This is a genomic window from Zeaxanthinibacter sp. PT1, assembly GCF_028464225.1.
Classification (GTDB): domain Bacteria; phylum Bacteroidota; class Bacteroidia; order Flavobacteriales; family Flavobacteriaceae; genus Zeaxanthinibacter.
The window spans coordinates 1-22,392 of record NZ_JAQPCN010000006.1; the positions used below are offsets into that span (position 1 = coordinate 1).

Consider the following 22,392-nt stretch of genomic DNA (forward strand, 5'->3'; position numbering starts at 1 on the left):
TTAGCTGTTAAAAACGAGAACAGTGTTGCTCGCCTTCACAAGTTCAAGAATTCAAGAATCAAAAAAGAATTGGCTTTCTCTACTAAAAGGAACAAGGCTAAATTGGCTTAAGGGGTTACAAAGGTACAGGGGGACATAGGGACATAGGGAATGTAGGAACAGTTCTAGGACAAGATTATGGGCTGTCTGCACACTGTCGACTTCCAACCCGGGGTTCTTAACCCCGCCCCGCTCAAAAATTAGCGAACCATACTGCAAGAACCTCGCAGTAAGTGAACAAAAAAAATGAAAGTATATTCTACTGGACAAGCAAGGTTTTATCCCAGTAAACTGGGAACTGAGAACTGGGAATTGCGAACTGCGAACCGCAAACTTGCCTGCCCCTGGCAGGCTGCGAACAGCCGAAGGCGCCCTTCGTACCTCAAACCTCAAACCATCAATAAATTCTGCACGCAGAATTTATTGATTACAGCCATCCCTGCTCCTTCATCCACTCATCGTTAAAAATCTTCCCGACATATCTGCTGCCGTGATCATGGAACAATACCACCACAACATCGTCAGGACCAAAATGTTCTCCTAATTGCAACACTCCTTTAATAGCAGCACCGGCTGAATTCCCTAAAAACATCCCTTCTTCCCTGGCCAATCTACGGGTATAGACTGCAGCATCTTTATCTGTGACCTTTGTGAACCCGTCGATAACATCAAAATCCACATTCTTGGGAAGGATATCTTCCCCTATCCCTTCAACCTGGTAAGGATAGATTTCATTCTTATCAAAAATACCGGTCTCCTTGTATTTCTTAAACACGGAACCATAGGCGTCTACACCCCATACTTTTACATCCGGGTTCTTTTCCTTCAGGTATTTTCCAACCCCGGAGATCGTTCCTCCTGTACCTACGCCTACTACGAAATGGGTAACCTTGCCCTCGGTCTGCTCCCAGATCTCAGGACCTGTACTTTTATAATGCGCTTTAGTATTGGAAAGATTGTCGTACTGGTTCACATACCAGGCGTTAGGAATTTCCTCTCCTAACCTCCGTGCCGTAGAATAATAGCTCCGGGGATCATCCGGTTCAACATCTGTAGGGCAGACATGAACTTCGCTTCCCATCGCCTTCAGGATATCGATCTTTTCCTTGGATTGCTTATCGCTGATCACACAGATCATCTTATAACCTTTCATTATCGCTGCCAGGGCAAGACCCATCCCGGTATTTCCGGAAGTTCCTTCAATTATAGTACCCCCGGGCTTAAGGCGTCCGTCTTTTTCCGCATCTTCAATCATCTGTAAAGCCATCCTGTCTTTTACAGAATTTCCCGGGTTAAACGTTTCATATTTGGCCAGGACCAGGCACGGCAGATCTGCCGTCAGCTTATTGATTTTAACCATTGGCGTATCCCCGATAGTCCCAAGTATGTTTTCTGCGTATTGCATAAAAGAATTCTATATTGATGTTTAAATTAATTTCGGTTTTACTGTTTACTCAAATTTTATAGCCTTAACCGGTTGTATCCTCGTGATGATATAAGAAGGCACTAAAAGCATGACCAGGCAGAGTATAAGCACCCCTACATTAAGGACCAACACGGTGAACAGATCCAGGTGAACCGGGATGTATTCAATATAATATTCCTGGGGGTTTGGAAATTTCAGGAACTTAAAACGATGTTGTAACCAGAGGAATCCCAACCCGATAAGATTACCCCAGAACATCCCGATTAGGATTAGGTATGCAGCATTGTACAGGAACACCTTACGGATACTCCAATTACTGCTACCCAAAGCCTTGAGAATCCCAATCATCTGCGTGCGCTCCAGGATAAGAACCAGCAGGGCAGTTATCATATTAAACCCGGCTACGATGATCATGATCCCAATGATGACCCCAATGTTAAAATCGAATAGCCCGATCCATTCAAATATCTTATAGTACTTGGTCTTTATGGTCTGTGTATCCAAATCGGATAAGGTTTTTCCATAGATCTCGGCACTCTTTTCGTCTATTGTATCAAAGTCGTCCAGGAATACCTCAAAATTGCCAACCTGGTCCGATTCCCAACCGTTCATGCGCTGTATATGGCGTAGATCGGTCATTAGATAGGTAGTATCAAATTCTTCGAACCCACTATCGTACAATCCTACAATCTCAAACTTACGTTGGTTAGGGGTTTTGGCCGGGTCGTCTTCCTTTAAGAAAAAGGCAAAAAAAGTATCCCCGGTACGCAATTGCAATTTATTCGCCATTACCCGGGACATGAGAACCTCGTTATTCAGTTTACCATTGTATTCCGGCAACCTGCCCTCTACCAGGTATTCCCGGAAGGCCGTCCAGTCATAATCCCCGCCTACTCCCTTGGCAATTATCCCCTCAAAAGTATTTTCTGTCCGTATAATCCCTCCTTTAGTGGCAACCGCCTGTATGTGGGTCACTCCATCGACTATTCGGAATTCCGGGTAAAAATCCTGCTGTATACTGACAGGGGTGACAGACACATCCGAAAGGTTGTTGTCATAGTTATAGATCTGTATATGACCATTAAAGGCGGCCACTTTTTCCCTGATCTTATACTTTAGTCCTACCCCGGTGGCTATTGCCACCAACATCATGATCAACCCCAAAGCAATAGCAGTAATTGCTATTTTTATTATTGGAGCCGAAATACTAATTTTATGCGCCGTGCCCCTGATCAGGCGCTTGGCAATAAAATATTCTAAATTCAACAGATGGGTCTTTTTTCCGGTTTCAAAAATACGTTTTTCTTGTGGCTTTTAGTCATGTTATCCTGTGGAAACCGCGGTAAGGCTGTTAGCGACCCCGGGATATCAGAACCCGGCCTGGCACAGCCCCCTGCTGTGGTGGTCGCCGCCAACAGGACGGATAGCTATCTCCCTTTATTAAAAGGCAAAAACACAGCGGTCGTAGCTAACCAGACCTCTGTCATTTTTAAGAATTCTGCTGTTGAAGATAGTTTGCACTCCCATACTCACCTTGTAGACTCCCTGCTATCGCTGGGAGTACCTATCAAAAAGGTGTTTGCCCCTGAACATGGCTTTCGTGGAGAAGCCGACGCCGGCGAAAAAGTAAAAGACGGTATCGATGCCACAACAGGTCTGCCACTTATCTCCTTATATGGCAAGAACAAAAAACCGACCCAGGAGCAACTGCAGGGCATAGAGATCGTCGTTTTTGACATCCAGGACGTCGGGGTGCGGTTCTACACCTATATAGCTACGCTTCAACTGGTCATGGAGGCCGCTGCTGAAGCAAATATTCCTGTGGTAGTCCTGGACAGGCCCAACCCAAATGCACACTACGTAGACGGTCCAACCATGGAAAAAGAATATACCAGCTTTCTTGGGATGACAACCATCCCCTTGGTTTATGGTATGACCATAGGAGAATATGCAAAAATGATCAACGAAGAAGGCTGGCTGACGGAAGGAATTCAAGCCGATCTTACCGTAATTCCGCTTGAGAATTACACCCATAGCACTCCTTATCACCTGCCGATACGACCTTCACCAAACCTGCCGAACGATAAGTCGATTGCCCTCTATCCCAGCTTAGGACTGTTTGAAGGAACGGATATTAATGCCGGCCGGGGAACCGAATTCCAATTCCAGCGTTACGGGGCTCCTTTCCTGGACAGCACACAATATGATTTTAAGTATACTCCTCAACCTAATTTTGGATCTAAATATCCCAAACACAGCGGGAAACAATGTTTTGGTAAAGATCTTTCCGACGAACCGAACCCTGACAGGGTCAGCCTGCAATGGTTGATCGATGCCTATACCCATGCCACGGATAAGGGGAAGGTTTTTTTAACCGATGGTTTCACCAAGCACGCCGGGACAGAGCTTTTGCAAAAACAGATCAGCTCGGGAACTACCGAGGAGGATATCAGGAAAAGCTGGCAGGCCGACCTGGATAAGTTTAAGCAGATCCGGAAAAAATATCTTTTGTACGATTAAGCGAGTCTTTTAAACCCGTTGTAGTCGGTCTTCGGTATTTATGAAACGGTTGTTTCAACAACCCCCAGATACTTTCATTCTGTTTCCGGTCCGGGAAGGTATCCACCCCGTAAGTGATATCTGAAGGGTGTAAGACCATAAAGGTACCGAAGAGCCGGTCCCAGACAGAAAAGATATTTCCGTAATTAGAATCCGTATAAGGCAATTGGTAGTGATGATGAACCTTATGCATATCGGGTGATACTATAATCCAACTCAATGCCTCATCCACTTTCCTGGGCAATCGTATGTTGGCATGACCAAACTGTGTAGCCACCAGTGAAAGGGATTGATACAACATGATGATCCCGATCGGGGTTCCTATTAGAAAAACCCCCGCCAAAGTAAAGACAAAACGGATCATACTTTCTAAAGGATGATGCCGGTTTGCTGTAGTAGTATCCACCTCGTGATCTGTATGATGTACCAGGTGGATCATCCATAATGGCCTGATCTTATGTTCCAGCAAATGAGGCAGGTAGGCTCCAACGAGATCCAACAACATTACACCCAGAATTACGTAAAGCCAGAGTGGCATAGAGGGAAGCCAATTTATGACACCGAATTCATTGTTCGCCACCCAGTCACTGGTTTTGAGAAGCAAAAAGGCCAGGGCAAAATTGATGATTATAGTGGTGATCGTAAAGAAGAAATTGGGCAGCGCATGGCGCCATTTTCTATATCCAAACCTTACCAGGGGTACCGCCCCTTCTAACAACCAGAAAAGCGTAATTCCCATTACCAGGAGCAGGCTGCGATGTGTGGAGGGTATTGTTTCAAAATATTGTAGCACCATTTCCATTACCTAAAGATACTCTATCCGGGCATTTTCTTCCAAATGAGATCAGATTTTAATGTTGGCCTTCATTTTCTCGACAATATTAAAAGCTGCAGGACAGATAGCGACATTCTGCAAGGTCAGTTTCCCGATCTGGTGGAACTTCTTTCGATCGGTATGTGGATATTCACGGCAGGCTTTTGGTCGCACATCATAGATAAAGCACTTATTATCCGGGCCGAGAAATGTACAGGGTACTCGTTGCAGTACATGATCCCCGTCTTCATCTATCCTGAGATAGGTATCCACAAAATTACCCGGTTTCATTCGCAGATGTTTGGCTATTCGCTCAATATCCATATTCGTGAAAAGCGGGCCTGTGGTTTTGCAGCAATTAGCACAATCCAGGCAATCAGTTCTATTAAATTCATCCGTATGAAGTTCCACCATTACTTTATCCAGGTCTTTTGGTGGTTTCTTCTTTAGTTTAGAAAGGAATTTAGCATTTTCCTTACGCTTTTCCTTCGCTTTTGCAGGTAGTTGCCTGAGCTGCTCTTCCATGGTCCTATTCTTTAGATTCCAGGCAGATTCCGGGAAGTATCACGGTAATCTTAGTGATTGCAAAGTAACCACATTACAACTTAACATTATGATTACCCAAAGAAATAAATAGGTAGTTTTGAGCCCACAAAATGAATTCATGAATAAGGATGTCCTAGGAATCGCTCTCAGAGATCACTTCAAAGGGAAAACCAGCGAGCAGCTCATTACGTATATGAAATTGAATGGTTATGATGAGTGGATTGAAGACGAGTTGCCCCTGCAATATCTCTTCAGAGAATATTCTGACATGCCATTCATAGAACAACGCGCACTGGATCTTTGCCGGGGGAAAGTACTTGATGTTGGCTGTGGCGCCGGTAGCCATGCACTATATTTACAAAATAAGGAGGTAGACGTAACCGGTCTTGATCAATCCAAGGGAGCCATCGCTGTTTGCCGCCTGCGTGGTTTACAAAACAGGGTGCTGAAACAGCTGGATGATTATCGTGGTACAAAATTTGATACCTTGTTATTATTAATGAACGGGATTGGGCTTGCTGGCAGAATGGAACAGCTGGACCAGTTTTTTCAAAAGCTGAAAACGCTGCTCGCTCCCGGCGGACAGGTCTTGATCGACTCTAGTGATATTATATATATGTACGAGGAAGATGAAGATGGTGGTTTCCTGGTTCCGGATAATGACATCTACTATGGAGAAGTCATTTTTAAGATGGAATACAAAGGACAGGAATCCGCTCCCTTTCATTGGCTTTACCTCGATTTTAAATCGCTTCAAAAAGCGGCAGGAGATAATGGATTTAGCTGTGAACTTGTAAGTTATGGCGAACATTACGACTATTTAGCAAGGTTAAGCCTGGAGAAAGAATAAAATTGCACACATCCCCGTTATCCTTATTATCGGGGCTTTTGAAAAGAAAATTATGCATAGATCTGTTAAGAATTCCGCTAAGTTGGTATGGGTAGCTCTCGTACTCCTCGTAGCCTGCTCAAAGTCGAACAACCAGGATGGAGTACCCAGCCAGTCTGTAGACCCGGAACCTACAATTGATAAAACTGCCAACTTGAAAGCTACCGGCGCATCGGCCAATGAAATTCTTTCCAATGCAGAATTTGATGACCTGTTGATCGAGATCGCTTATGTTGAAGGCTTTAAACCTACCGATGAAGCCATGGCTAATTTTGTCAGTTTTCTGCAGGAAAGGACATTTAAACAGAATATCACCATAGAATACCTTGCGTTACCATCACCCGGAGAAGAGAACTATACCACCCAGGAGATCGCCAATTTAGAATCTGATAATCGTACAGCATACAATAACGGGAACACCCTGGCCATATACATCTTTTTTGCCGATGCCCCTTCTGAAGGTGATAACGAAGAAGAAGGTCGGGTTACTTTAGGTGCAGTATACCGAAATACTTCTATGGTAATTTTTGAGCAGACCATCAGGGACCTGGCTGGCAGAAGTGCGTTTATATCAAATGCCGATCTCGAAACAGCCACCCTTCATCACGAATTCGGTCATCTCTTTGGGCTGGTTAACCTCGGTACAGAAATGGTCAATGATCACGAAGATCCCGATGCAGGCAGTCATTGTGTTACCGATGGATGCCTGATGCGTGCAGAACTACAGTTTGGACACGCCATGTCCAAAATGCTCCAGTCCCGTACAAGTAAGGGGTTAGCAGCCGTTCCGGAGTTGGACAATGAATGCTTATTAGACCTGCAGTCTAACGGGGGAAGGTAGTAAGTGCCATCGAAAGGGAAAATAAAAAGAATGCATCACCCTGTATTTGAGCAGGTTACAGAATGTTAAAATAAAATACCTTACGTTAAAAAAGAAGGAATTTTTTTACAGGCTAGTTGATTTTTCTATCTTAGTCTTCTTTTTCATCCTACATTTTGTAATGTAAGTTTGAGAAAACCGACTCAGGAACTATAACAATCTTCAGAAAAATCTGAGGTCGCGAGGCATTTTTTCATAAAGTTTAAAGGTTAAGGAATTATCGCCATATCCCAGGTCTAACGCCGGGGACGCGACCTCTCTTTTCTTTTATGTCTACTGGCATTGTCCTTTCTTTTAAAACCGACAGACAGGGCATTAGATGGTTCCTATCAATAACCAGTTCATCAAGCAGATTTATTAACCGCTCACACGGCCCAGCCAGGACAATCGAATATTCTGAAATTGTAAAACTGCAAGGATTGTGCAGTGGATCTCATTAACTTAAGCCTGGGGCGGGGTTAAGAACCCCTTCACTTCTAAACCGGGCAGGCACCTGCTATGGGGAATAGCATCCCGGCTACCCTAAATCCTCCTTAGAGCGAACCCAGGGAAATATTTAAAAAAGCACCTTATTTATTAAGGAATATTGAGGTATTTATGCGTCTGTAGGGAAACTTTCCACTTGGGGTTGGCCATAACGTAATCCACGATCATCGGGGTAACTTTGTCCCTGACACTCCATTCTGGTTGCAGGTACAGGATGCAATCATTATTGACTTTTGCCGCCTGTTCCTCGGCAAAAATCAGGTCGTGCTTATTGTATACAATTACTTTAAGCTCATTGGCCTTATCATAGATCGGACCTTCCGGAAGTTTGTTCTTTTTAGGGGAAAGGCATATCCAGTCCCAATGACCGGTCAGCTTATATGCCCCTGAAGTTTCAATGTGGATTTGCAGGCCTTTCTCCTTCAGAGCCTGCGTTAAAGGTCCCATATCCCAGGTTAGGGGTTCACCGCCCGTGATCACGATGGTTTTGGAATATTTAACCGCATTACTTACGATCTGTTCAATGGCCGTTGGCGGGTGAGTCTCGGCATTCCAGCTCTCTTTAACATCACACCAATGGCAGCCCACGTCACATCCTCCTACGCGGATAAAATAAGCAGCCGTCCCTTTGTGGAATCCCTCTCCCTGTATGGTATAGAATTCCTCCATTAATGGAAGCATCAGCCCTTTATCTACCTGCTCTAAAATCGTTGTTGTCACCATGGCGCAAAGATACGGTTTCAACCATAGTTTACGGGCCAAATAAGGCTAATTTTCGGCACGCATCATGGGCGATACAAATAAAAATTACCCTATTTTTATCAAAAATAACCAAATGACCACCAAAGAAGCATTCAAGACCCATATAGAAGAGGGCTATGCCACTAAAGGTGAGGCTATAATTATGGGCGCAGCCATGCTGGATGGGGAAGCTGTAACCGGCGCTCATGTGCGTATTCCACTGAAAACTCTGAACCGTCATGGCCTGATCGCCGGAGCTACCGGAACCGGTAAGACCAAAACCCTTCAAGTATTAGCTGAAAACTTATCTGAAAAAGGTATCCCCGTATTACTGATGGACCTTAAAGGAGACCTCAGCGGTCTGGCGCAACCCAGTCCCGGGCATCCTAAAATCGATGAGCGGCATGAAAGTATCGGGTTGCCCTTTACCGCCAGTTCATTTCCCGTGGAAATCCTCTCCCTTTCAGACCAGGATGGAGTTAAATTAAGAGCAACTGTATCTGAATTCGGACCGGTTCTACTCTCCAGGATCCTCGATCTATCGGTTACCCAAGAGGGCATTGTCGCTGTAATCTTTAAATATTGTGACGACCATAAACTTCCATTATTAGATCTTAAGGATTTTAAAAAAGTACTGCAATACGCTACAGGTGAAGGGAAGAAAGAGTTTGCAAAGGAATACGGGCGAATCTCCACGAGCTCTACCGGTACCATATTGAGGAAAGTCATAGAACTGGAACAACAAGGTGCAGACCTCTTCTTTGGTGAAAAGTCTTTTGAAGTTGACGACCTGACACGGATTGATGAAAATGGTCAAGGCTATATCAATATTATACGGCTCACCGATATACAGGACAAGCCAAAATTATTTTCCACTTTCATGCTCAGCCTCCTGGCCGAGGTCTACGACCGTTTCCCCGAACAGGGAGATAGTGACAGGCCAGAGCTGATTCTATTCATCGATGAGGCACACCTTATTTTTAAAGAAGCTTCCAAGGCACTCCTCGAGCAGATAAAAAGTATTGTAAAGTTGATACGATCTAAAGGCATCGGCCTGTATTTTGTCACCCAGAATCCTACCGACGTTCCAAACGAGGTGTTGGCGCAGCTGGGTCTAAAAGTTCAGCATGCCTTACGTGCTTTCACCGCACGTGATCGAAAAGCCATAAAGCTTACTGCCGAGAACTATCCTGATTCCGAATATTACGATACCAAGGAAGTGCTTACCTCCCTGGGTATCGGGGAGGCATTGATCTCTGCCCTTGATGAGAAAGGAAGGCCTACTCCACTAGCAGCTACACTGTTGAGGGCTCCGATGAGCCGGATGGATGTTCTGACTTCTGATGAATTGGAAGAGGTCATCGATAATTCCAAACTCGTAAGAAAATATAACGAGGTCATCGACCGCGAAAGCGCCTATGAACTCCTGAATGAAAAGATTGAGCTCGCTGAAAAAGAGGCCGAAAAAGAAGCCGAGCGAGAGAAAGAACGGCAACCTCGAAGCAGCAGTTCCAGGCGAAGAAGCACCCGCCAGGACCCCATTGTCAAAGTATTGACCAGTGCCACCTTTATTCGTGGAGTACTGGGTGTATTAAAAAAAGTTATCCGCTAAATTCCAATGAACAAAACAACTATGTCGGCAGCGATGGTTGCCCTATTCGCACTTTCAGCGTGCCAGAGTGAAAAAGAAAACAAATTTGAAATCGGTATAAATCATGTGGGAACCCTTCAAAAAACTACTGCTGTTGATGAATTAGAAGGTATTTTTTCCGGTGATTCACTGGTCAGGGATACTCCGGCTTTCGGTATCAGTGATCCCCGTATCAAGGTTTATGAAAAAGGGGGCGATCACCTGTTGACACTAACCCCTGGCACAGATAGCCTGAAGACAATAGAGAACATCAACATCCACGACCCACGATTCAGAACGGAAGAAGGTGTTAGCCTGGAAAGCACGTTTAAAGATATCAGGGATAACTATTCTATTAAAAAACTGGTTACCTTCAGGAACAATGTTGTGGTTTTCATCAAAGAGAGTGATGTTTATTTTACCATTGACAGGAAAGAACTTCCGGAAAACTTACGCTATAACCCTGATGCCAAGATAGAAGCCGTACAAATCCCTGACGCGGCTAAGATCAAGTATATGATGGTGGGCTGGGAATAAGGCCCCCTGAAAAAAAGACACACTGTATGAACCCATTCTTACATTCCATCCTGCTTGAACGAGCCAAGCGAAAACTCATGAAGAAACACCAGGGTGTCTATACACAAAAGGACCTGGTCAGTGAAATACGTATAGAACAGGTAGAACTGGTTCATTTCCTGAAAGAATTATTATACCTGATGATCGGAGTCGCCTCTGCCGGATTTGGATTAAAGGGTTTTTTATTGCCAAATGATTTTATTGACGGAGGTGCCACTGGTCTGTCACTTTTAATACGGGTACTCTCCGGGTGGCCCCTGGGTCTTCTCCTGCTGATCGTAAACCTCCCGTTCATAGTTCTTGGCGCAAGAAGCATAGGTCGAAAATTCGCTATTAAAAGTATCGCATCCATTCTTGCCCTGGCTATAGTGGTTCACTTTATTCCGTACCCCGTAGTTACCGATGACAAGCTGCTGATTTCCGTATTCGGAGGATTCTTTCTCGGCTTGGGAATTGGAATGGCGATGCGTGGTGGTGGAGTGATTGATGGCACGGAGGTTCTGGCGATTTACCTGAGTCGGAAATGGCATATTACCGTTGGAGATTCCCTGCTATTGATCAACCTGGTCATCTTCTCTGCCGGCGCATATCTCCTGGGGGTTGAAACGGCCTTATATGCAATTCTGACTTACCTTGTAGCGGCGAAAACGGTGAATTACGTGGTTGACGGTGTTGAAGAATATATCGGAGTTACCATTATTTCTGATCAACACGAAGCGATCCGGGTAATGCTTACCGAAAAAATGGGTAGGGCATGTACCATTTATATGGGAAAACAGGGCTACAGCAAATATGGAGGAAGCAGGAAAGAAACTGAAATCATATATACCGTGGTCACCAGGCTTGAACTGGCTCGCCTGAGTACCGAAATCGATAAGATTGATAAAAAAGCATTCATCGTTATGGATTTGGTCAAAGACCTGAGAGGGGGTATGATTAAAAAGAGACCCTTAAATATTTGATCATTTTTCGCTCCTATGATTACGTCAGCTTCATTATAATTCCCAGAAAACTCCTTGGCTGCAACACGGTCGTTGACGGGGCCAAGCCCCCTCCCCTTGCGGTTAATTTAAGGTTTCAGACTGCAAAAAACATGCATATGGATTCCAAATTTGGATGGACTGTATTTTCGTATTTTTGAGCGTTCAGTGCTTCCTATGAAAAAACATATTCAGAAATACGTCCCCAGGGTCTACGGCATCCTTTTTAACAGCCTTTCTTACGTGCATCCCGATCTTGCCGCAAAGCAGGCATTTAAAACTTTTTCAAAAGTCAGGAAAGGCAGACCTACTGACGAACAGCAAGAATTTTTAAGTCAGGCAAGTATTACTACCGAGATTATTTCCGGGCATCAAATTCAAGTATACCAATGGCCGGGACCGGGTAAAACGGTTCTCCTGGTTCACGGTTGGGAAAGTAACAGCTCCCGTTGGAAAAACCTCATCCACTACCTGAGGGAGGCGGGTTTTAATATTTTTGCTTTTGATGCTCCCGGCCATGGTAATTCTACCGGCAAATACCTTCATGTTCCGTTATATTCAGAATGCGTCGCTTATATGGTAGATAAATACCATCCCAAATATATCATCGGCCATTCCGTTGGAGGTATGACCACTCTCTACACCCATTACAGGATCCCCAGGCTTCCTATACAAAAAATTGTGACCATCGGTTCTCCCTCAGAATTCCACGAGATTATGGCACACTTCAAATCCCTGCTTACGCTCAACGAGAAAGTGATGCAATCCCTGGAAGCCTATGTATCCTCCAGGTTTGGTGTCCGTATTGAAGAGTTCTCTTCTGCCCGTTTTGTAAAAGAAAGTAAGGTGCCCGGGCTATTATTCCACGACCGCTTTGATACCATTACCCCTTACCACGCATCAGAAAGCGTTCACAGGCATTGGCAAAACAGTATGCTGGTGACGACAGAAGGCCTGGGCCATTCCATGCACCAGGAAGAAGTGAACGAACAGATCATATCTTTCTTACAGCAATAGGCTCTTTAGCCTTTAACAATAGTTTTAGAAATTGAGCTGGGGCATTTCTTATATTTAAAATAAAACTAAGATGCCAAAAGATAATATTCCATCAGTAAAGAACGAAGAGCAATATGAAGCGCTACGGGATAAAGGCTATAGTAAAGAAAAAGCCGCTCGTATAGCCAATACAGAGGATTCCGGTACAAAGGGAGGCCACGCCTCCAAATACGAAGACAGGACCAAAGAAGAGCTCTATGACCAAGCCAAGGAGATCGGTATAGAAGGTCGTTCTAAAATGACTAAGAAAGAATTAATTAAAGCATTAAGAAATCACTAATTACTATGACTAGCATAACACCATTCCATGTTGCAATTCCCGTGCACAACTTAGATGAATGCCGCGCTTTTTACCGCGATGTCCTCGAGTGTGAGGAAGGAAGAAGCAGTGATCACTGGGTAGATTTTAACCTCTTTGGCCACCAACTTGTTATTCATTATAAACCAAAATCGAACGAAGAACTACATGCAAATCCTGTAGATGGTAAACAAGTTCCTGTTCCACATTACGGGGTAGTCCTACCCTGGGACACTTTCCAGGCTTTTGCAGATAAGTTGCAGGGAAGGAATATGGAGTTTGTTATAGAGCCTTATATCCGATTTAAAGGTGAAGTAGGTGAACAAGCGACTATGTTCTTCCTGGATCCTGCCGGAAACGCCTTGGAATTCAAGGCATTTAAAGACATGGACCAGCTGTTCGCTAAATAATTTACACTCTCCACGTTTCCAGACACTTAAAGGTTAAAATCGTTGATTTTCGCATGATTATTCTTTACCTTAAATAGGTATTCTAAACAACTCAATCATGGAAAAAAAAATTATCGCCGTAGTGGGGGCTACAGGTGCACAAGGAGGCGGGCTTGTCAACGCCATCCTGAACGACCCTGATCAGGAATTCGGTGTACGCGTTCTTACGCGTGACCCCAAATCTGACAAAGCAAAAGCCCTGAAAGAAAGAGGAGCAGAAATTGCTCATGCCGATGTCAATGACAAGGAAAGTCTCGTAAAGGCTTTTAAAGGAGCTTATGGAGCCTTTTGTGTAACGTTTTTCTGGGATCATTTTTCCGCAGAAATCGAGATGGAACAAGCCAAGTTGATGGCCGAAGCTGCAGAAGCGGCAGGATTGCAACACCTTATCTGGTCTACCCTGGAGGACACCCGGAACTGGGTTCCCCTGGAGGATAAGCGAATGCCAACCCTGCAGGAAAAATATAAAGTCCCTCATTTTGATGCCAAAGGAGCCTCAGATAAATATTTTAAAGACTCAAAGGTTCCTGTAACACTCTTAAGAACATCCTTCTACTGGGAAAACTTTATACATTTTGGTATGGCGCCGAAAAGAGGTGACGATGGTACCCTGGCACTGGTGATGCCTTTAGAAGAAGCTAAAATGCCCAGTATGTGTGTCGAGGATATCGGTCGTTGTGCCCTGGGAATTTTTAAGGCAGGGAAACGATACCAAGGGAAAACCATAGGGATTTCCGGTGAATTCCTTTCCGGTAAACAGATGGCAGACACCTTTAGCGAAGTATTTGGTGAAAAGGTCAAATATGTTTCCGTACCTCATGATGTATACAGAGGGTTCGATTTCCCGGGTGCAGATGATCTGGGAAATATGTACCAGTTTAAAGTGGATTTGGAAGAGGATTACTGTGGCAACCGCGACCTAGAATTGTCCAGAAAATTAAATCCGAAATTAGAGACATTTCACGGATGGCTCGTCCGGCATAAGGAACAGATTCCCATGGAAACCCAAACCGCTTAAATACAGGCCCGGTGGTGATTTTGCTACCGGGCTTTTTTTGATCCATTCACTTATTTAATCCTGAATAGAATTGCCACAGCCAACGAATTCATATATTCCATCATTCTTTGAGACCTGTATATCTTCAGTGCGGTTCAGTAAGTTCAGAACGCTCCTCCGGTCCGCAAACCAGGCAAAGGAAGAACACTCCAACAAATAGAGAAGTGAATTTATTAGTATTCGTAACAGTTACTTTTCCACGTAAAAAGCAATCTTGGCTTAGATTGTCAAGTTGTGCCCGTCTTACCACAATTGATTCTGTGGTTCGCTACAATCCATAGATTACCATACCAAAACCCTAAACCTCAACGTTATATTAGTAGTAACTCGGTAATCATACCTACTAAATTAGTGAGTCATGCGAATGCTGATCATTTATGTCATCTTACTCCTCTGTTCCATCCTGGCCTTTGCCGGGTGTACCAATGATGAAGGAAGTAAGGATCTGGACGTGATAACGCCTGCAGATTCTACCATGGGGATAGCGATGAATTTTGAGCTTAGGCCATAAAAAAACCCTCTCAGGGAGAGGGTTCAATTCAAATCACTATTTTTTACCAGATTTTAACCCTTTCTTCAGGAGGCAGGTAAAGTGAATCGCCTTGTTCCACGTTGAAAGCGGAATAAAATTCAGGTATATTCCTTACCACCCCGTTGACACGGAAGTCACGCGGCGAATGGGGATCTGTACTTACCTGTACACGCAGGGCTTCATCCCTTGACTTTCCCATCCATCCCTGGGCCCAGCCCATGAATACACGTTGCTCCCCTGTGAAACCATCCAATACAGGCCCTTCTTCTCCGTCCAAAGACATTTTGTATGCCTTTAATGCGATACTTAAGCCTCCAAGGTCACCTATATTCTCACCCAGGGTAAATGTACCGTTCACATTCACTTCGGGTAGCACTTCAAACTCGTTATACTGGGCTACAAGAGCATCTGTACGTTTCTTGAATTCTTCCCTGTCTGTTTCCGTCCACCAGTTACGCATGGTGCCATCTCCGTCAAATGTACTTCCTGAATCATCAAAACCATGCCCGATTTCGTGCCCTATCACGGCACCGATAGCGCCATAGTTCACTGCATCATCAGCCTCCAGGTTAAAGAAAGGTGGCTGTAATATAGCGGCAGGAAAAACAATCTCGTTTTTAGACGGGTTGTAATACGCATTCACTGTTTGTGGTGTCATCCCCCACTCTTTCCGGTCTACCGGTTTACCTAGTTTATCAATATTGCGCTGGTATTCCATCGCGTTACTCTTCCTGATGTTCCCTATCAGGTCGTCTGCAGCTACTTCAATATCGTAGGTCTTCCACTCCTCCGGATAACCGATCTTGGGGTCAAATTTGCTCAACTTATCCAGGGCTTCCTTCTTGGTGTCTTCACTCATCCAGTCCAATTCCTTTATACTGGCTTCATAGGCCTTTAAAAGGTTCTGTACCAGTTCTTCCATCCTTTCCTTGGCTTCCGGTGGAAAATGCTTCTGTACATATACCTTTCCGACCAATTCTCCGAGGTTGCGATTAACGACAGAAACACCCCTTCTCCAGAGGGGTCTTTGTTCCGGTGTACCGCGAAGTTCTTTACTGTAGAATTCAAATTTTTCCTGGTCTATTTCTTCGCTCAGATAAGGGGCGGCCGAATTAAGTGCGCTCCATTTAAGGTAGGTTTTCCAGGTGGCAAGCTCTGTATTGCGCACAAGCTGATCCAGGGATTTGGTATAGTCCAGCATCAGGACTACCAATTTATCCTGGTCTTTAAGTCCCGCAGCGTCCAAGTAAGCATTCCAGTTAAAACGAGGCATCAGGGAATTCAGCGTATCTACTGTCATCATGTTATAATTTGCCACCCTGTTCCTTCTCTGCTCTTTTGGCATTTGTTTTTCCGCAAGGGCAGTCTCTAAATTCATGATTGTCGAGGCTGCTTTCTCTCCGCCCTCAAGACCTGCCAATTGGAACATATTGCTTATGTGCTCCTGGTATTTCTGTCGGATCTCTTTAGAGCGTTCGTCATCTTTGAGGTAATATTCCCTGTCTGGCAGACCAAGCCCCCACTGTGAGGCATATACTACGTAATTCTGCGGATCCTTATAATCCGGAGATATGTAGAAGCCAAGGGGAACGTCTATCCCCATTTTATTTGCATGAGCAAAATACCGGGTCAGCTCTTCATAATTACTGATCGATTCAATTTTAGAAAACTCGGTCTCCATAGGATCGGCCCCCAAAGCATTTCGCTTATCCAGGTCCATATAGGACTTATAGAAATCTCCCAATTTCTGTTCATCGGATCCCTTTTCAGACTCGCCGGAAGCAGCTTCCTCGATGATTTTCTTTACATTTTCTTCTGCCTCTTCTCTCACTATGGTCATGGTCCCATAAGAGGATTTATCTGCGGGGATCTCGGTCTTATTGACCCAGCCCCCGTTAACATATGCTGTAAAGTTATCCCCGGGATCTACCGTAGTATCCATGTTCTCGGTATAGATTCCTGAAACCAGCTCTTTATCATCACCAGTTTGTGTATCATTCTTACAACCCACTATTGCCAACCCGGCAATCACAAGTGAGATGCTTTTAATTTGGTTTAATTTCATTTATTTAGTTTTTGGATTAGGTGTACAGGGCTTAGTCGGCGATTGAGGAATGCCGTTACAAGCTGGATTGTTAAAATTTCAACCGGAATATATCTTTAAAGTTCACCGCGATGTTGCTCCCTTGCTAACAGGGTGTTTTTAAGAAGCATTGCAATGGTCATAGGACCTACTCCCCCGGGTACAGGCGTGATAAATGAAGTCTTTTTACTGACGTTCTCAAAATCTACATCCCCTGCCAGGTAATAACCCTTTTCCCGGCTTTCATCGGGCACCCTGGTTATTCCCACATCGATCACCACGGCATCGTCCTTTACCATTTCTGCCTTCAGGAAATGTGGCACCCCAAGGGCGGAAATAACAATATCTGCCTGGGATATGATCTGGGTGATATTCTTGGTATGGCTATGGGTAAGGGTCACGGTCGAATTCCCCGGCCATCCTTTCCTACCCATCAGTATGCTCATGGGGCGGCCTACTATATGGCTTCGGCCGATAACTACCGTATGTTTCCCCTTGGTTTCCACGTTATACCGCTCTAGCAACTCGAGTATTCCAAATGGAGTAGCAGGAATAAAGGTACTCATATCCAGGGCCATTTTTCCAAAGTTCGTTGGGTGAAACCCATCAACGTCTTTATCCGGATCTATAGCCATAATGACTTTTTGGGTATCTATCTGTTCCGGCAAAGGTAACTGCACGATAAATCCGTCAATGTCATCATCCTGGTTAAGCTGGTCAATCTTTTTAAGGAGTTCCAGCTCAGAAGTGGTACTGGGGAGGCGGATCAGGGTAGATTCAAATCCGACCTTTTCACAGGAGCGTACCTTGCTGTTCACGTATGTCATGCTTGCCCCGTCGTTACCCACGATGACTGCCGCAAGGTGGGGCACTTTCTCACCCCTTTCTTTCATCTGTGCCACCTCAGCGGCAATTTCTTCCTTGATCTGGTTAGAAATTTTTTTTCCGTCTAGTATTTCCATAGAAAGGGATAAAGTATTTATTAAGTAAGGTCGCTTTTATACATTCTTAAGACCGGTTCGTTTGCAAGCTGGTCTTTACTTTTATTTTGAAAAGCCGGGGTTCTTAACCCCGCCCCGGTCTCAAGTTAAAGTTTTCCACTGCAAAAAGCTTGCAGGGTGCTGATCCAGATTTTAGTCCAAAATCAAATCTATTTCCCCTGACTTCTGCATGTTCCCCCAAGCAGGTTTCGAACTTACCTACCTATGGTTGGCTTCGAACCTCGAATTTACCTGCCCGTGGCAGGCCTCGAACTACTTCGGCATATTCTGCATCATCTGCATCATCTTTTTACCGCCACCGCCTTGCATCATCTTCATCATTTTGCTCATCTGGTCAAATTGTTTCAGCAGCTGGTTCACTTCTTTGATCTCCCTGCCGCTTCCTTTGGCGATTCGCTTTTTACGGCTGGCATTCAATAAGGATGGATTGGATCGTTCATCCGGGGTCATCGAATGAATAATGGCCTCAATATGCTTAAAGGCATCATCATCAATATCGAGCCCCTTTAAAGCCTTACCGGCACCCGGGATCATCCCGAGCAGGTCCTTCATACTCCCCATCTTCTTAATCTGCTGTATCTGGTTCAGGAAATCGTCAAAGCCAAACTTGTTCTTTGCGATCTTCTTTTGCAGTTTCCTGGCCTCTTCTTCGTCAAACTGCTCCTGTGCACGTTCTACAAGAGAGACTACGTCTCCCATCCCGAGGATCCGGTCCGCCATACGGGAAGGGTAGAAAACATCAATCGCGTCCATCTTCTCACCGGTACCGATAAACTTGATGGGTTTGTCGACAACCGATTTTATAGATAATGCCGCACCACCACGGGTATCACCATCCAGCTTGGTCAGGACCACCCCGTCAAAATCGAGCACTTCATTAAAGGCTTTCGCGGTATTCACAGCATCCTGTCCCGTCATGGAATCTACCACAAAGAGCGTTTCCTGCGGTTTTACTGCATCGCGGATATTGGCGATCTCCGTCATCATCTGCTGATCTACAGCCAAACGACCCGCGGTATCAAGAATTACAACGTTGTGACCATTCTTCCGGGCATAATCTATACCCGCCTGCGCAAGGGAAACAGGATTCTTATTCTCTTTATCAGAATATACAGGAACGCCTATCTGCTCACCAACCACGTGCAACTGGTCTATTGCGGCCGGGCGATAAACATCACAGGCGACCAATAACGGGTTCTTGGTTTTCTTCGTCTTTAGAAAATTGGCGAGTTTTCCTGAGAAGGTGGTTTTACCGGAACCTTGTAATCCCGACATCAGGATTACCGCAGGATCCCCGGCGAGAGAAATTCCTTCAGATTCCCCTCCCATCAATTGGGTGAGTTCATCCTTGACAATCTTCACCATCAATTGCCCGGGCTGTAATGAAGTGAGCACGTTCTGCCCCAGGGCTTTTTCTTTAACCGTATTGGTAAATTCCTTGGCTATCTTAAAGTTGACATCCGCATCTAATAAAGCACGGCGAACCTCTTTCGTGGTCTCTGCCACGTTGATCTCTGTAATCTGCCCGTGTCCTTTAAGAACATGCAGGGCTTTATCTAACTTATCACTTAAATTATCAAACATCGTCGTATCCTGTTTTCAAGAGTAGCAAAAATAAGAATATCAGACGGATGTGGGAAGGATGGGAAGCAGTTTTAAATAAGAAAAGGGCGGCTCCGTTTCCGGAACCACCCTTTTCAGCAAAATTGGGGCTAATCTTAGATTCTTTCAAATACCAGGATAGCGATCTGCCCGTTGGCATCAGATTCACTTCTCAGTTCAATTCGCCCTGCATCCGCAGAGTAAAAATCCCAGTCATCAGTAAGTTCGTGTAAGGGTTCATTCTCACCTCCATTCAGGTACACCTTGAGCTTCCCTTCGCTATTTCTTAATACTCTCCAAAGGCCTGCCTCGGTATTCCCGGTATCACCCAGGGTCATGCCCATAATGTGCTCTGCCTCGAAAGAGAAACTGTAAAGGGTAAATAAATCAGCTTCATCGATATTGCTTTTCACAAAGCTGGCCACACTCCAGGGTCCATCCTTCATTAATTCTCTGATCTCCAAGACATCTCCGTCTCCTGCATTATCCTCACAAACCCTCTGAAGAATAAGTTCATAACCTATATCCTCTACCTCGAACTTTAAGCGCTCATTCATTAGATCGCGCACCGGCCATTCAAAGTTCACCGCAGGTTCTGCACCCATGGCGATAGCCAGGACCAGGATTCCCTCGTTATTCGTAGTAACTTCCCATTCTCCTTCAGAGACATTTACTCCATTGCTCAACGTGACATACCCTTCAGCATGGAAATTAAATTCGTATCCTAACAGGCGTTCTATCTCCTCGCCCTGGTTCTTTACTTTTTTAATCACCCAGGCACATTCCTTCAGGATATTTCTCAGGGTCTCTCCGAAGTTAGGAGCATCACAGAAACGTTTCATGATGATCTTGTTTCCACCTTCAGAAAAGAGCTTGATGGTACCTTCTCCGATCTCGTATACAAACCATTCCAGGTTAAAATCGACAAGCACATCAAATTCGAGCTTTAACAACACCCTGTTATTATCTGAGACACGGGTACTCCAGGTGCCGATAAGGTTATTCCCTACACGATCCTTAACTACCACTTTCCCGTCATCAGAGAAATTCATCAGGTATTCAAAATACTGGTCAGTCTGGTTCACCTGGTCGCGTACCATTTCGTGTACCAACCACGGACATTCCACCAAATACTTGTTCAGTCTCTCCTGGGTAAAATCATCATCATTGTAATCGTTATCATCATCCTCGTCACAGGCATCGTTGGCTTCCTCTATCAAACGAGCCAATTGCTCATTGTTGTTTACCTCTATAACTGTACCATCGTATAACTTCAGGCTAATAGGGAAATTGAAACTAGCCAGCTCATCTTCTCCCAGGTCCTTGAAGAAAAAACGTAACTGCCTGTCATTTTCCACGGTAACCCTGCTGGTTTGCTGTAGGGTACGATCAAAAGTGAAAAGGGTTAAAGGATAAACAAAGTCGATACATTCAATATCATCGTCCTCTCCGTTCTCAATACAATCGGCTGCAAGCTCCCTGAGCGCTTCCCTGCTGTTTATCACAATATCGGCATAGGCTGCCGTGGTAATAGTGATCGGGAAAACTAATTCCAGGAAATCATCATCGATATCAGAGGCATCAAAGATATTTTCTATCTCCTGCAGGTCTTCCCTGGATTCTATGATTATGATCTCGCCGTTGACATTTACCTCGTAAGGAAACTGAATAGCCAGGCAGCTGGCCTGGTCCACTATATTATCAAATGAGCCGTCATTAGTGGCGGTGCGCTCTATTAATACGGCTGTGGAAGAATTCGCCTCCAGGGTTTGTTGCTGGTTGTCTTCCGGCAATTCTTCAAACTCGGACTGGCAGGCTGTAAATAGCAATGTCATTCCCAATAAGAATGTATACACTGCAAAATGGATTCTATTTTTCATAACGATTTGGATTTTTAACGCTAATTCACATTAAAAACACCTGTGATAACATTTACCCTACCCCGATTTTTAATTTTTTTTCAAATATATTTGGACTAACCAAATCCGAGCGTACGGTTTTTAAAGGGTTCAGGACTTATCACCTTTATTAATATAGAACGCAGAAAGACAGAATTATTACCACTTTGAATATAGAAAATCACGATAATGTCTGCCAGGAAGAAGTATTCAGCTTCCTATTCAATGCACATTCCAAGGCAATATTCAGGTCTATCTTTTATAAATACGGGAACGAAGAGAAGGCATATGACGTAGTGCAGGAGGCTTTTGTCAAGTTATGGGAGCACTGTACCAAGGTCACTCCTGAAAAGGCCAAGTCTTACGTCTATACCATTGCGAACAACAATTACCTGAACGTGCTGAAAGCAGAGAAGGTAAGGATGAAATACAACAACAGTGGGCTGGAGAAAGACAGGACGCAGGAATCTCCTGAATACCTGTTAGAGGAAAAGGAATTTCAGCAGAAACTGGACAACGCCCTGAACAATTTACCGGAGAACCAGCGGCAGACCTTCCTGATGAACCGGGTGGAAGGCAAAAAGTATGCAGAGATAGCAGACTTGGAAGGGGTAAGCGTAAAAGCCATTGAAAAAAGGATGCACCTGGCACTGAAGACGTTGCGGGAAACTATTGATGGGATTTAGTTTGGCAGGCATATAGGTACAAAGGGACAAAGTGACATAGGAGACAGAGAAGGGGTCTCGGGGAACTGCGAACTGCGAACTGCGATCAGTAAACTGCAAACCAGGAACCCCAAACCCCAAACTCCAAACTCCAAACTCCAAACTTCGAACTTCGAACTTCGAAC

21 protein-coding genes are annotated in these 22,392 nt (G+C 44.6%); 12 read left to right on the forward strand and 9 right to left on the reverse strand.

The features are described 5' to 3' along the window. Positions 1-466: 466 nt before the first annotated feature. Together PP178_RS13490 and PP178_RS13495 are read right to left on the reverse strand one after the other, a co-directional pair. Positions 467-1,444 (reverse strand): PLP-dependent cysteine synthase family protein, encoded by a 978-nt coding sequence (locus PP178_RS13490; protein ID WP_272594890.1) that lies wholly within the window; start codon positions 1,442-1,444, stop codon positions 467-469. Positions 1,445-1,489: 45 nt separating this feature from the next. Then, positions 1,490-2,731 carry an ABC transporter permease gene (locus PP178_RS13495; RefSeq protein ID WP_272594891.1) on the reverse strand — a complete coding sequence of 414 codons (1,242 nt, stop codon included), beginning with the start codon at positions 2,729-2,731 and terminating at the stop codon, positions 1,490-1,492. 3 nt (positions 2,732-2,734) lie between these two features. Between PP178_RS13495 and PP178_RS13500 the strand changes: the two genes are divergently transcribed. Beyond that, complete coding sequence (locus PP178_RS13500) at positions 2,735-3,985, forward strand: exo-beta-N-acetylmuramidase NamZ family protein (protein WP_272594892.1); 1,251 nt, start codon at positions 2,735-2,737, stop codon at positions 3,983-3,985. On the opposite strand, the gene PP178_RS13505 is transcribed toward PP178_RS13500, so the two are convergent. Both PP178_RS13505 and PP178_RS13510 read right to left on the reverse strand, forming a co-directional pair. After that, complete coding sequence (locus PP178_RS13505; RefSeq protein ID WP_272594893.1) at positions 3,948-4,826, reverse strand: sterol desaturase family protein; 879 nt, start codon at positions 4,824-4,826, stop codon at positions 3,948-3,950. The genes PP178_RS13500 and PP178_RS13505 overlap by 38 nt on opposite strands. A 42-nt stretch (positions 4,827-4,868) precedes the next feature. Continuing rightward, positions 4,869-5,363, reverse strand: coding sequence for a YkgJ family cysteine cluster protein (locus tag PP178_RS13510; protein WP_272594894.1), 495 nt, complete (start codon positions 5,361-5,363; stop codon positions 4,869-4,871). A gap of 139 nt (positions 5,364-5,502) precedes the next feature. Here PP178_RS13510 and PP178_RS13515 point away from each other — a divergent pair, with 139 nt between their 5' ends. Further along, a complete protein-coding gene (locus PP178_RS13515) occupies positions 5,503-6,234 on the forward strand; it encodes a class I SAM-dependent methyltransferase (protein WP_272594895.1) in 732 nt (243 codons plus the stop codon). A gap of 52 nt (positions 6,235-6,286) precedes the next feature. Next, positions 6,287-7,114 carry a hypothetical protein gene (locus PP178_RS13520; RefSeq protein WP_272594896.1) on the forward strand — a complete coding sequence of 276 codons (828 nt, stop codon included), beginning with the start codon at positions 6,287-6,289 and terminating at the stop codon, positions 7,112-7,114. 615 nt (positions 7,115-7,729) lie between these two features. Here PP178_RS13520 and PP178_RS13525 read toward each other — a convergent pair. After that, positions 7,730-8,362 carry a 7-carboxy-7-deazaguanine synthase QueE gene (locus PP178_RS13525; protein ID WP_272595012.1) on the reverse strand — a complete coding sequence of 211 codons (633 nt, stop codon included), beginning with the start codon at positions 8,360-8,362 and terminating at the stop codon, positions 7,730-7,732. A 112-nt stretch (positions 8,363-8,474) separates the two neighbouring features. Here PP178_RS13525 and PP178_RS13530 point away from each other — a divergent pair, with 112 nt between their 5' ends. From PP178_RS13530 to PP178_RS13565, 8 genes are all read left to right on the forward strand, one after another. Beyond that, a complete protein-coding gene (locus PP178_RS13530; RefSeq protein ID WP_272594897.1) occupies positions 8,475-9,992 on the forward strand; it encodes a helicase HerA-like domain-containing protein in 1,518 nt (505 codons plus the stop codon). Between the two features lie 6 nt (positions 9,993-9,998). After that, on the forward strand, positions 9,999-10,547 hold the full coding sequence (locus PP178_RS13535) for a hypothetical protein (protein ID WP_272594898.1): 549 nt from the start codon (positions 9,999-10,001) through the stop codon (positions 10,545-10,547). A gap of 26 nt (positions 10,548-10,573) precedes the next feature. Beyond that, positions 10,574-11,548, forward strand: coding sequence for a YitT family protein (locus PP178_RS13540; protein WP_272594899.1), 975 nt, complete (start codon positions 10,574-10,576; stop codon positions 11,546-11,548). A 195-nt stretch (positions 11,549-11,743) separates the two neighbouring features. Beyond that, positions 11,744-12,583: an alpha/beta hydrolase gene (locus tag PP178_RS13545; protein WP_272594900.1), complete on the forward strand. Its 840-nt coding sequence runs from the start codon at positions 11,744-11,746 to the stop codon at positions 12,581-12,583. Positions 12,584-12,653: 70 nt separating this feature from the next. Then, positions 12,654-12,902 (forward strand): DUF7218 family protein, encoded by a 249-nt coding sequence (locus tag PP178_RS13550; RefSeq protein ID WP_272594901.1) that lies wholly within the window; start codon positions 12,654-12,656, stop codon positions 12,900-12,902. Positions 12,903-12,907: 5 nt separating this feature from the next. Next, positions 12,908-13,330, forward strand: a complete 423-nt coding sequence (locus tag PP178_RS13555; RefSeq protein ID WP_272594902.1) for a VOC family protein — start codon at positions 12,908-12,910, stop codon at positions 13,328-13,330. A 97-nt stretch (positions 13,331-13,427) separates the two neighbouring features. Beyond that, the gene (locus PP178_RS13560) at positions 13,428-14,387 is read left to right on the forward strand and encodes an NmrA/HSCARG family protein (RefSeq protein ID WP_272594903.1); all 960 of its coding nucleotides are present in this window, start codon (positions 13,428-13,430) and stop codon (positions 14,385-14,387) included. Positions 14,388-14,790: 403 nt separating this feature from the next. Beyond that, positions 14,791-14,937, forward strand: a complete 147-nt coding sequence (locus PP178_RS13565) for a hypothetical protein (RefSeq protein WP_272594904.1) — start codon at positions 14,791-14,793, stop codon at positions 14,935-14,937. Positions 14,938-14,980: 43 nt separating this feature from the next. Here PP178_RS13565 and PP178_RS13570 read toward each other — a convergent pair whose 3' ends face one another. From PP178_RS13570 to PP178_RS13585, 4 genes are all read right to left on the reverse strand, one after another. Further along, a complete protein-coding gene (locus tag PP178_RS13570) occupies positions 14,981-17,023 on the reverse strand; it encodes a M13 family metallopeptidase (RefSeq protein ID WP_272594905.1) in 2,043 nt (680 codons plus the stop codon). A gap of 95 nt (positions 17,024-17,118) precedes the next feature. Next, positions 17,119-18,003 (reverse strand): bifunctional 5,10-methylenetetrahydrofolate dehydrogenase/5,10-methenyltetrahydrofolate cyclohydrolase, encoded by an 885-nt coding sequence (locus PP178_RS13575; RefSeq protein ID WP_272594906.1) that lies wholly within the window; start codon positions 18,001-18,003, stop codon positions 17,119-17,121. A gap of 291 nt (positions 18,004-18,294) precedes the next feature. Then, a complete protein-coding gene (gene ffh, locus PP178_RS13580) occupies positions 18,295-19,626 on the reverse strand; it encodes a signal recognition particle protein (protein WP_272594907.1) in 1,332 nt (443 codons plus the stop codon). Positions 19,627-19,760: 134 nt separating this feature from the next. After that, entirely contained in the window at positions 19,761-21,524 is a 1,764-nt protein-coding gene (locus tag PP178_RS13585) for a hypothetical protein (protein WP_272594908.1), read from the reverse strand. A gap of 185 nt (positions 21,525-21,709) precedes the next feature. Between PP178_RS13585 and PP178_RS13590 the strand changes: the two genes are divergently transcribed. Further along, positions 21,710-22,228, forward strand: coding sequence for an RNA polymerase sigma factor (locus tag PP178_RS13590; protein WP_272594909.1), 519 nt, complete (start codon positions 21,710-21,712; stop codon positions 22,226-22,228). Positions 22,229-22,392 lie beyond the last annotated feature (164 nt).

What these genes read in the sequence shown, in the direction of transcription:
- PP178_RS13490 (WP_272594890.1), bottom strand. Translation starts at nt 1,444, where the DNA reads ATGCAATACGCAGAAAACATACTTGGGACTATCGGGGATACGCCAATG.
- PP178_RS13500 (WP_272594892.1), top strand. Translation starts at nt 2,735, where the DNA reads ATGGGTCTTTTTTCCGGTTTCAAAAATACGTTTTTCTTGTGGCTTTTA.
- PP178_RS13505 (WP_272594893.1), bottom strand. Translation starts at nt 4,826, where the DNA reads ATGGAAATGGTGCTACAATATTTTGAAACAATACCCTCCACACATCGC.
- PP178_RS13510 (WP_272594894.1), bottom strand. Translation starts at nt 5,363, where the DNA reads ATGGAAGAGCAGCTCAGGCAACTACCTGCAAAAGCGAAGGAAAAGCGT.
- PP178_RS13515 (WP_272594895.1), top strand. Translation starts at nt 5,503, where the DNA reads ATGAATAAGGATGTCCTAGGAATCGCTCTCAGAGATCACTTCAAAGGG.
- PP178_RS13520 (WP_272594896.1), top strand. Translation starts at nt 6,287, where the DNA reads ATGCATAGATCTGTTAAGAATTCCGCTAAGTTGGTATGGGTAGCTCTC.
- PP178_RS13525 (WP_272595012.1), bottom strand. Translation starts at nt 8,362, where the DNA reads ATGGTGACAACAACGATTTTAGAGCAGGTAGATAAAGGGCTGATGCTT.
- PP178_RS13530 (WP_272594897.1), top strand. Translation starts at nt 8,475, where the DNA reads ATGACCACCAAAGAAGCATTCAAGACCCATATAGAAGAGGGCTATGCC.
- PP178_RS13535 (WP_272594898.1), top strand. Translation starts at nt 9,999, where the DNA reads ATGAACAAAACAACTATGTCGGCAGCGATGGTTGCCCTATTCGCACTT.
- PP178_RS13540 (WP_272594899.1), top strand. Translation starts at nt 10,574, where the DNA reads ATGAACCCATTCTTACATTCCATCCTGCTTGAACGAGCCAAGCGAAAA.
- PP178_RS13545 (WP_272594900.1), top strand. Translation starts at nt 11,744, where the DNA reads ATGAAAAAACATATTCAGAAATACGTCCCCAGGGTCTACGGCATCCTT.
- PP178_RS13550 (WP_272594901.1), top strand. Translation starts at nt 12,654, where the DNA reads ATGCCAAAAGATAATATTCCATCAGTAAAGAACGAAGAGCAATATGAA.
- PP178_RS13555 (WP_272594902.1), top strand. Translation starts at nt 12,908, where the DNA reads ATGACTAGCATAACACCATTCCATGTTGCAATTCCCGTGCACAACTTA.
- PP178_RS13560 (WP_272594903.1), top strand. Translation starts at nt 13,428, where the DNA reads ATGGAAAAAAAAATTATCGCCGTAGTGGGGGCTACAGGTGCACAAGGA.
- PP178_RS13565 (WP_272594904.1), top strand. Translation starts at nt 14,791, where the DNA reads ATGCTGATCATTTATGTCATCTTACTCCTCTGTTCCATCCTGGCCTTT.
- PP178_RS13570 (WP_272594905.1), bottom strand. Translation starts at nt 17,023, where the DNA reads ATGAAATTAAACCAAATTAAAAGCATCTCACTTGTGATTGCCGGGTTG.
- PP178_RS13575 (WP_272594906.1), bottom strand. Translation starts at nt 18,003, where the DNA reads ATGGAAATACTAGACGGAAAAAAAATTTCTAACCAGATCAAGGAAGAA.
- ffh (WP_272594907.1), bottom strand. Translation starts at nt 19,626, where the DNA reads ATGTTTGATAATTTAAGTGATAAGTTAGATAAAGCCCTGCATGTTCTT.
- PP178_RS13585 (WP_272594908.1), bottom strand. Translation starts at nt 21,524, where the DNA reads ATGAAAAATAGAATCCATTTTGCAGTGTATACATTCTTATTGGGAATG.